The sequence below is a fragment of the Candidatus Paceibacterota bacterium genome, from assembly GCA_026195275.1.
GTDB lineage: Bacteria > Patescibacteriota > Minisyncoccia > Phycocordibacterales > JABMNX01 > JABMNX01.
Genome location: JAPHQU010000009.1, coordinates 1 through 8,819, shown reverse-complemented (window position 1 = coordinate 8,819; position 8,819 = coordinate 1). Strand labels below are relative to the sequence as shown.

Sequence of the window (8,819 nt, the reverse complement as noted above, 5' to 3'; positions counted from 1 at the left end):
GACGCGGGGTGGAGCAGCCCGGTAGCTCGTCAGGCTCATAACCTGAAGGTCAGAGGTTCAAATCCTCTCCCCGCAACCAATAAAAACAACGGCTTAGCCTTAATTGGCTGAGCCGTTTTTTTGTGCAGGTAAGCATGGGGTAAGCAGCTGGAATACATTTCCAGCAGGTTTGGGCAAAGTCAGGAGATGGTTTTTAGATAAAAATTTCTCTTCAAATGGACTTGATGTGCTTCCGTTAAATGTCCTCGATTTGAGATAGAGTTTTCCGGGTCGATTCTCCTTGTTGGGTAAAGGAACGGAAGACGAGGAGTGCATCGAAGTTCACGGACGCCAGAAGGCGTTCATCATCAAACAGGGGAGCACGTCAGTGACAAATCACACCATCACATATTTAGAAGCAAGAGGATATGCAGTCTGCGCTATGCTCCGGGCCAGTTACAGCTGCCAGCTTGAACCAAAGTGTGAAGAAAGCGGCACCATCAACTCGTGGATATCGTCTCGGAATGTAATTCCTAAGTATGTGGCCGCACGCGTGGCACCAACGTAAAGGTACTTGGAAAAAAGATCTGGATGATCGTTGATCGTTTTATCCAGATCGATGAAGAAGACGGCTTCAAATTCAAGACCTTTGATGTGTCGGAGGTTGAATACTCTGACGTCACGGTCGTTTCCGACTACCTTACCGTCTTTGCATGCAACGGCGGACAAATTGATATCTTCAAGATGCGCATTCAATTCAGCGGCTAGCGGCTCTACTTGCTCTTCGTTGTTAACCAGCACAGCGATTGTCGTTCCTTTTGGAACGATCCGATCAATTTCCTGAATTCGTTTAGTTAACCATCTGGCGGTGTCTGAGTAATCTGAAAGGCCATCTTGCCAGACAGGGGCAACACCATCTAAATCAAGACGGTCAGGCAGGACGATATCGTCTGCGCTCGCCCCGCCGAGCCTCGCGACGTCCTTCGCGAAGTCTACAAGGCGACGGCTCTGGCGATATGAAACAGTAATCGACTTGCGTTGAATGGGCACGCTTAGCCAGTCTAGTGCTTCATTTGTCTTTACGCCCCATGACGTTAGGCGCTGGTTTACGTCTCCGCACATGAAAAATGATCTCGTGGACGGGTGAGAAAGTTCAAGCATGGCGGCGAGTTGAACGCAGGAGAAATCTGTCGCTTCATCGACTAGTATTTGCGCTCTTTGCAGATATCGAACTTCGGATAGCGGCCCGGAAGAAGGCAGCTCTTCTCCCGCCCTACCTCTGTAGGTGGCAAGAAGCTCATTTGCTATTTGCAATGTCGACAGAACCATAAGGTCCAGTTCTTTCCAGTGGATATCTGATGATTTTGCAGGTGCCGATTTATACCAGCGGGACTCTTTCGTTCGATCGCTGCGGAAACGTTTGTATTTTTGTGAAACGTTTCGCAGAAAAAGGCGCTCTAATCGTTCAAATTTACGTAGACGCCCCAGCTCTTCGAGGAGGTTCCCAAGCGTTGAGAGGTCTTCGTCAGAAGGTAGCCTATCTGGCCCAAGCCATGTGAGTAGCATTCCATCTTGTGATTTTTCAGATACCTGACGTTTTCTTGACTTTGCTTTCGCCAAGGCCTTCACCGCGCGCTCGAACCTAGAGAGAGCTTGTTGACGATTAACCGGCCGCCCAGCCTGCGGCTCAGCAGTTTGTGCGTCATCATCTTCCAGGGCCGTATCAGAATCGTCATCGCCTTCAAAATCGTTCGGCTCAGATGCCAATTGTTTTGCAATCTGTTCCCGAAGAAGGTTTGGGAAACTTCTATCAGAATAGGTGACGGTGTTTCTGGTGCGCGTGAGCATTCGATCGATAGCATCACTCCGAATGGCGATTGCTTCACGGATTTGTGGGAGTAGCCCGGAGACGCCTAGGAGCGTATGAGCATAAAAATTACGTTTTGAAGAACTGAGTATCTGGAGAAGGCGATCACCAATGGTCTTTAATTCCGGAGATTCACTTTTCAAAAGCCATTCTGAATCAACTGTGAGTTCGAGGGCGTTAGCCCTGTCGGTATGGTTGCGGAAATCATCGTGCCAAGCCGCATCGTCAATCGTATCAGGGTGTAAGTACTCCTCATTTTGCCTTTCAACGAATGGGCCTGTTCCTGTGCTGGTGCGAAGAAGCCCAAGATGCTCACGAGCCAATTCGCGGCGGTAGTCTTCCCAAGTTCGAATGTGTTTGTCTGATGCAGCCAGACCTTCACGAGCAAAGGCCTCTTTTACATATTGTCGTAGAAGCTCAGTAGGGGAGAAAAGAACCCAACTAGAAATATGCGCTCGCCCTGTATCGTCTTGAACTTGGCGTGCAAGCCTAGATTCACCATCGGATTCTTCCAGAGCATGGCTATCGGTCTTTTGCCCGAGCCTGCGAATTAATGTTGTGGTTTTACCCGTTCCTGGAGGGCCAGAAAGAAAGCACTGGCTATTGATAGGCATACGGAAAATTTCGTCTTGATGTCGGTCCAAGATCGGTTGATCCCGAAGTCCCATGTGGGTGAGAATTGCCCTGCGTACACCTGCGACGACATTTTCCTCACTTTCTTCTTTCCATAGAGAATCAAGATCAACTTCATCAAGTTCAGTTTGCGGTTCAAGGATTGCGCGAAGAGAACCAACAGTGAAACGGCCCAGTTCCCTTACATCGATTTCGGTGTTTATGGAGTCCCAAATTCCATGTTCACGATGGGGAGTTAACCTTGCATTGCTTTCAATCAAGAGGTCCTGGCTGGATCCGTCATAAAGAAATGTTTCTTCGTCGCCAGCTGCCAAAGACGCAATTCTTCCCATCTTGGAATTGCGACTGGCTATTTTAAACCCAGGCACGGACCTCGGTGTGCTGCGGGTAATATAAATCGTATCCTCTTTACCATCCTCATCCGTAAAGTGGACGCGTGCAATAACGGGTTGCTCAATAAGTGCGCTCAGTTCCTGCATTTTTGTGTCGGCGATGCTGCCGAGGTTGCGGACCTGCTGCGGGCTCGTGAATGTGTTTATGCTAGCAAAAGAGCTAGCCTCTCCCCCTCGGTGCTCACTACGAGCCTTTTCTGCTTCTTGAGCGACCTGCTCAATGCAATCAAGGGAGTCCCGAGATATATCGGCAAGAACGGCATCTTTGTTTGTTGCACCCATAGGGCTCCCTCCTTGTCAAAATGGACTTTTCTTAGTCTCGATATTCACCGCTACTTAAAAACCACAGTATTGTGAAATTGGTCAGCCAAACAACTCTGTTGCTTCCTTGTGTTTTCATCTGAGTGTTTTAGTCGCGGCTTTTTATGGTTTCGCAATGGTTGCGTAATTCACGCAAGAAAACAATATTATCGAGTGTCTCGGGCAGCTAGCATCATCTGCCAACCGCTTATGGTTCGGGTGATGTTCGCGCCTTCTTCGGCCGTAATGTGACCAAAACTGTCTCCATTGCTCGGCATTCTCTATCCCTAAACGAATGGGGAAAGAGGCATGCTTACAAACTGCGCAAACTGGCAAAACGGCCACGAAAGCGTAAACAAAGCTAGAGGTGCCTGGCAGTGGGGTGTGCTGGCAACAGTGTTTATAGCCACACTTGTTATCTCTGGGCTGGTTCGCGCAGAAACCATTGAGCCGGAGTTGTCGACCTCGGCCATTTTCCATTCCTTCAATCTTCGCTCGATCAGAAGCAGCCTTGGCCCATCTCTGAAGGTCGTTTGCGGGGATACGTTTGCCGCCATTGAAACGCAAGGCGGGTTCGGCCCCATGAACGTCACCATGACCGACAAGGTCCTGACGGTTGAAACGCCGGATTGGCTCTATGCCATCAAGATCGTTTCAAATAAATCGCCACCCATAATTCACTTTTCCGATGGTTCGAAAAACTCCGCCTATCGAACGGCGACCGTCTATTCCCTGTCATTCGACCCGGCCTCTGGCAAATGGAACGCCGTTGGCGAGAAAGGCATGTTCGGTTTTCGGCTAGTCGATCGCGCCGAGTGGATTCAATCCGATTGCGCCAAGGGGGGCTGAAGCCATGGGTAGGTGTTTCCGCTTTCTTTCGATGATCAAGACCGATCCCGTCGGGTGGGCCGTAAACATCCTCATCTTCCTTTTGTTGTCAGGGGCGGCTTTCGCCGAAGACCTTCGGGGAATTCCCAGGGTCGTCGATGGCGACACGCTGTACGTTGTTGGCGTGAAGGTTCGCCTGCACGGCATTGATGCGTTTGAGAAGGGCCAGCCCTGCACGATTAATGGTGTCCGGCAGGACTGCGGGCGCTTGGCGAAGGCATGGCTTTCCACTACCATCGGGAGAAAAGAAGTCCATTGCGTCGGCGGCATCCGCGATCGCTACAAACGCCTGATCGGCAAGTGCTACGTCGACGGCATGGACCTGGGGGAGGGCCTCGTCGCCGCAGGATGGGCGCTGGCCTACCGCCGATACTCCGCCGAGTACGTTGATGAAGAAGACTCTGCCAAAACCGACCGCCGTGGCGCATGGAGCGGGGTGTTTGTGGAGCCTTGGGTTTGGCGACGGAAAAGATAGGTGGTCAGGATGTTGTTTCAGAGGAAACCCGCACTGTTACTGATGGTCGGACTTGCGCCGTTCCTGGTTTCTTGTGTGACAACGACTCCGACGGAAAACAATCTCATTGTCGGTCAAGTTTATCATGGCGTTGTGAGCGTCAATAACAATACGCCCCAGATTCCTCTCCCTGATGGGGATTGGATCCTGATGGGATCATCGATCAGCTCAAATAATACGGGACAAAGATTTGCTCACGGCATTTTGGGCCAATTTAAAAATAACACACTTGATCGTGCAGCTTATTTTGGCGTCGCTCTTGATATTCCTTCTGCTGGGTGGATTGAGAGCAAATTTTGTGAGCGGGACAACATCCACTTTATCCAAAAAACCTCCAATTACAGAGGAGGCGATCAGGATTGTTGGGGGGTTAACCATTACAGATTGACGCTGACAGCAAATAATCTTCCGCCATACATGGAGCAGGCAAGAGACTACGTGATCAGTCGAAAGATATCGCTGCCGCTTAATACGATCATTGTCCAATACAGGCACGCAGATCATTTGAAGCTCCTTGATCTGACCTACCACTTTAATCCCGAGAACGAGGGCTTTTCCCCACCGGCGCAAGCCGAGTGGAGCAGCAGCGATTGGCATCGCGATCGTGCCTATATGGATGAGCGAAAGATGGCGTTCATTGCGAAGATAAAATCCTGGGGCGAGGGGTTTAAAACAAAGGTGGAAGCCGGGTTTAAAAGGCAGCTTTCTTCAGTTCAAATGAACCAGCCATCACAGATGAATAAGGAAACACCAGTGGGGAGTGATGCGGGCTCGGATGGTGATTTGACGAACAGGTTGAGCAAGCTGAAAAGCCTTTATGAACAAAAGCTAATTACGAAAGAAGAATACGCAAAACGAAAGAAAGAGATACTGGATCAGTCCCTATGAGCAAATATTCTGTTTTCGTGGTCGCTTTTTTCTTCTGGCTTCCACTATCGGACGGATGGGGAGATACCACCCTTGTAGGCCAGTTGAATTATGGCCCTGTTGCATCATTCAAATTCAATTACGTCAAACACACGGCAATTAGCCCGAATATAAAGTGGGTAGAAACCTCAAGAGGGCATGGCCGTATTTTGAGCAAGGGCGAACTCCTTTTGTGGGAAGTAAGCCTTATGGGTGGTGAAAGGAGGGGGAATTTTTCTGGTCAGTCCGTAAACGAAAAATTTTCAGGGGAAGAGCCTCAAATACACTGGAGTATGCAGACGGACCCTTTGGGGCATGTGAGAGAATCTGAAATTAAATTTGCTTCTAGTCTTGGAACTCACCCACAAATCAGCCAGGCCATCGAAGGAGCGAACCAACTCTTTTCATACCATTTTCGGGCATTCAAGCCAGGCCCCCTGAATATCTACAACGAACTGTTTGATGGGGTTGATGTGGCCCAATTCTTTTCGTCTTTTGGCGTTCCGTCCGATGGGTTGTCAGGTGAATTCAAGAACACCGCAATGGGGTTGGGAAAGTTCGGGAACAGGAAGGCCGTGCGAGAGGAAATGGAGGGATTTGTTCGAGGAAGCTTTAACGGGATTGGTATGGATATTCAGATAACAGGTGAGGGATGGATTGATGCCGTTACAGGCTTGCCTCTTTCTCGAAAACTGAAAACAAACGGGTCGATGCGAATAAATGATCAGACGGTTTCAACGCATTCTGATGAGGTCTGGTCGCTCGAAATCACAAGCGATGAACCTGTTCGTTCAGATGGATCGCAAAAGAGTTCGACGGATCAAATCGAGGAAAAGCTCATCGCAATAAAGCGGCTCGTGGAAAAAGGCCTCATTACAGAAGAAGAGGCAAAAAGAAAACGTATCGAGATTCTAAACGGGCTTTAGATGGGACTGATTCCATGCGCAAACCCGGTTCGATGAAGGCGTTGGAAGAGCTTGGGCGGGTGCGGCTGTCGCCATCGTTCTTCATGCGCGACATGCTGTATAGCGAGATTTCCAATTTCTACGGCATCCCCAACATCCCCGACGATCCCGACCTCGCCATCGCGGCGGGCGCGCGCCTTTGCGAAGAATTACTGGAGCCCCTGCATCAGACCTTCGGCGGCCTGGCGATCCGTTCCGCCTATCGTTCCTGCGAGGTCAACGGATACGGCAATGCGCACGATCTGAACTGCGCCTCGAACGAGGCCAACTACGCCGGCCACATCTGGGACCGCCGGGACGCAAGCGGCAACATGGGCGCGACGGCCTGTGTGGTCGTGCCGTGGTTCGCCGATCGCTACGCGAATGGGGCCGACTGGCGTTCGCTCGCCTGGTGGATCCACGATCATCTCGACCATGGCGGCCTGTATTTCTTCCCCAAGCTGGCGGCATTCAACATCACGTGGTCCGAGGCGCCGAAGAAGATCATCCAGAGCTACATCGCGCCGAAGGGAACGCTGACCAAGCCGGGCATGGATAACAACACCGGCGATCATTCCGAACGGTACGAAGGTTTCCCGAAATTCGAGGCCTGCCACAAACTTTAGTCCGGCCTCGAACGGGTTGCTACTCGTTGCTCATGACCGATGCTATGAGCCGGAAAGCGTGTTGGCTGGGCAGCAACTCCAAGCTACTTAAAAATAATAATGTGCGGCTACTCCTCGTCTGTTGTGGCCGCCCGGTCAGCCAAGGCTTCGTCGATGGATTTTGAAATGTCGCGTATTCCGCGCCAGATCTCATGGTTAAGCTCTGGGTAAGTGATATTGCGCGGCGCAATGAGCCTGGCCTTTTTGAACTCGGGCATGGCGTAGATAAAACGCAAGTAGGCCTGTAACTGCCCAAGGATTTGTGGGCTCTTTCTGCCGATTTGAAGCTGCTTTTTAAAATTTTCCTGAAAGTCAGAGCGTTCCTTGTCGTCGTCGCTATGGGGGTGTGTGTCATCAAAATACCGGCCTGCAAATTTACGGTGAGATAAGCCAATGGCTTCAAGTGCCTCCCTGATGTCCTGCTGAGTAGATTTAATCTCTTCCTCTATCCCCATTTTTCCCCACTCCCCTGCTCAAAATGGTTTTGCCACGCGTATGGTGCGCCTGGATGCATAATCGAAAGGTGAAATCCAATGAGCAAAAAACCTAAGTCCATGACGAAGCCTGATGCCGAGCGGATCAAAAAGACCGCAAAGGAAAATCCTGAAAGCAAAACCGCCCAAACCGGTTTTGATAAACGAGCGGAAGGCGCGGCATTGCAAAAAAAACCGGGCAAGTGACGCGTCGATATCCGGTTTACCAGTAGGCATGCCAATACCATCAAATGCCATACGAGAACTTTGGAAAGGAAAGCGTATCATGAATGCATCATCACAAAACTCGGCTGGCTGGCCCAGCAAGAGCGGCGAACCCTCCGGCGGTGGGCGGGATAACAACCCACCCAAGGGTAAGTAGCGCCCAAGTACGCGAGGCCGCCCTTCGGGGCGGCCTCATTTTTTGTTAGTCCCCAATAGCGCATAGCAGGACATTCGCCTCAAAAGCGTCCAGAAACTTGGAATTGGATTTGAAGATTCGCGCCTCATCTGCTTCGAAATCGTCTTGAGTTTTTTCCAATGCGCAGATGCAGACTTTTCTTTTTTGACGCAAGAAATCATAAGTCATGGGTTTTCTGGAAGGGTCGATGCACGCTTCGATGATCGCATGCTCTACCGCGATCGGGTACCGCTCGGTAGTCATAAGCTCTCTAGCGCCAATGGTTCCACCGATGCCCAACAGTAAGGCAGTCAATGGCGAAATCAGCTTGTGCCCATAACGACCCGCTCCAAGCGGTTGGTTGCACTTCTGGCAAACCCATCCAGCAGGGCGAGGGATTGAATTGTTTTCCCCGCAATGCGGGCATTCAACTTCAAATTCTTCAGGCTTGTTCATGAGTGACTAATATCCGCGTTTAGTGTGGGTTTTCGCCTCTAGCAGGGCGATCTCGTCATTGGTCAGGTCAATAGTTTATAGAGCACGCCGGTTGATCTCTCGCCCCGCACTGACAAGCCTGACCCAAGTGATCGAGTTTCTATAATAGGCGCCGGGCGGTTTGATCGCCTTGGTGGGGCAACCGGAGTATAGCGTAGTTCAGAGACGCAGAGTTTGGCACTATTGTTTGGCCCCCTCAATTCTGATCAAGGCATGACCATATCTGTCACCTCTCCGCCGCAGACTATGCGCTGGAGGTTGGTGGTGTCCGTCGTCATATAAAATGGAACACATGGCGGCCTGATCTAAGAGAGGATCTGGCCCATCTGGTTCAAGATATTAAGCGGCGTGTTTGCGGTATTG

Annotated in this window: 9 protein-coding genes and 1 tRNA gene; 7 read left to right on the top strand and 3 right to left on the bottom strand. The window is 50.7% G+C overall.

Features of this window, described 5'->3' with window-relative positions; all coding sequences use genetic code 11:
• The first annotated feature begins 2 nt into the window (after positions 1 to 2).
• Positions 3 to 79 (top strand) — tRNA-Met (locus OQJ98_03295).
• Positions 80 to 435: 356 nt separating this feature from the next.
• On the opposite strand, the gene OQJ98_03290 is transcribed toward OQJ98_03295, so the two are convergent.
• Positions 436 to 3,153 (bottom strand): ATP-binding domain-containing protein, encoded by a 2,718-nt coding sequence (locus tag OQJ98_03290; GenBank protein ID MCW9054972.1) that lies wholly within the window; start codon positions 3,151 to 3,153, stop codon positions 436 to 438.
• A gap of 327 nt (positions 3,154 to 3,480) precedes the next feature.
• On the opposite strand from OQJ98_03290, the gene OQJ98_03285 reads away from it, so the two are divergent.
• Genes OQJ98_03285 through OQJ98_03265 form a run of 5 tightly spaced genes read left to right on the top strand, consistent with a single transcriptional unit; the run spans position 3,481 to position 7,049 of the window.
• Positions 3,481 to 4,020, top strand: coding sequence for a hypothetical protein (locus OQJ98_03285; protein ID MCW9054971.1), 540 nt, complete (start codon positions 3,481 to 3,483; stop codon positions 4,018 to 4,020).
• A gap of 31 nt (positions 4,021 to 4,051) precedes the next feature.
• The gene (locus OQJ98_03280; protein ID MCW9054970.1) at positions 4,052 to 4,534 is read left to right on the top strand and encodes a thermonuclease family protein; all 483 of its coding nucleotides are present in this window, start codon (positions 4,052 to 4,054) and stop codon (positions 4,532 to 4,534) included.
• A 42-nt stretch (positions 4,535 to 4,576) separates the two neighbouring features.
• Positions 4,577 to 5,461, top strand: a complete 885-nt coding sequence (locus OQJ98_03275; protein ID MCW9054969.1) for an SHOCT domain-containing protein — start codon at positions 4,577 to 4,579, stop codon at positions 5,459 to 5,461.
• The gene (locus OQJ98_03270; GenBank protein ID MCW9054968.1) at positions 5,458 to 6,405 is read left to right on the top strand and encodes a hypothetical protein; all 948 of its coding nucleotides are present in this window, start codon (positions 5,458 to 5,460) and stop codon (positions 6,403 to 6,405) included. The genes OQJ98_03275 and OQJ98_03270 overlap by 4 nt, the downstream gene beginning before the upstream one ends.
• A 14-nt stretch (positions 6,406 to 6,419) precedes the next feature.
• A complete protein-coding gene (locus OQJ98_03265) occupies positions 6,420 to 7,049 on the top strand; it encodes a hypothetical protein (GenBank protein ID MCW9054967.1) in 630 nt (209 codons plus the stop codon).
• Between the two features lie 107 nt (positions 7,050 to 7,156).
• Here OQJ98_03265 and OQJ98_03260 read toward each other — a convergent pair whose 3' ends face one another.
• On the bottom strand, positions 7,157 to 7,543 hold the full coding sequence (locus OQJ98_03260; protein ID MCW9054966.1) for a hypothetical protein: 387 nt from the start codon (positions 7,541 to 7,543) through the stop codon (positions 7,157 to 7,159).
• A gap of 78 nt (positions 7,544 to 7,621) precedes the next feature.
• Between OQJ98_03260 and OQJ98_03255 the strand changes: the two genes are divergently transcribed.
• Complete coding sequence (locus OQJ98_03255) at positions 7,622 to 7,768, top strand: hypothetical protein (GenBank protein MCW9054965.1); 147 nt, start codon at positions 7,622 to 7,624, stop codon at positions 7,766 to 7,768.
• Between the two features lie 220 nt (positions 7,769 to 7,988).
• Here OQJ98_03255 and OQJ98_03250 read toward each other — a convergent pair whose 3' ends face one another.
• Positions 7,989 to 8,417 carry a hypothetical protein gene (locus tag OQJ98_03250; GenBank protein MCW9054964.1) on the bottom strand — a complete coding sequence of 143 codons (429 nt, stop codon included), beginning with the start codon at positions 8,415 to 8,417 and terminating at the stop codon, positions 7,989 to 7,991.
• Between the last annotated feature and the right edge of the window lie 402 nt (positions 8,418 to 8,819).

Bases quoted from the DNA above. Each gene is read 5' to 3' on its own strand.
- OQJ98_03285 (MCW9054971.1), top strand. From the start codon at position 3,481: ATGCTTACAAACTGCGCAAACTGGCAAAACGGCCACGAAAGCGTAAAC.
- OQJ98_03270 (MCW9054968.1), top strand. From the start codon at position 5,458: ATGAGCAAATATTCTGTTTTCGTGGTCGCTTTTTTCTTCTGGCTTCCA.
- OQJ98_03280 (MCW9054970.1), top strand. From the start codon at position 4,052: ATGATCAAGACCGATCCCGTCGGGTGGGCCGTAAACATCCTCATCTTC.
- OQJ98_03275 (MCW9054969.1), top strand. From the start codon at position 4,577: ATGGTCGGACTTGCGCCGTTCCTGGTTTCTTGTGTGACAACGACTCCG.
- OQJ98_03265 (MCW9054967.1), top strand. From the start codon at position 6,420: ATGCGCAAACCCGGTTCGATGAAGGCGTTGGAAGAGCTTGGGCGGGTG.
- OQJ98_03250 (MCW9054964.1), bottom strand. From the start codon at position 8,417: ATGAACAAGCCTGAAGAATTTGAAGTTGAATGCCCGCATTGCGGGGAA.
- OQJ98_03255 (MCW9054965.1), top strand. From the start codon at position 7,622: ATGAGCAAAAAACCTAAGTCCATGACGAAGCCTGATGCCGAGCGGATC.
- OQJ98_03260 (MCW9054966.1), bottom strand. From the start codon at position 7,543: ATGGGGATAGAGGAAGAGATTAAATCTACTCAGCAGGACATCAGGGAG.
- OQJ98_03290 (MCW9054972.1), bottom strand. From the start codon at position 3,153: ATGGGTGCAACAAACAAAGATGCCGTTCTTGCCGATATATCTCGGGAC.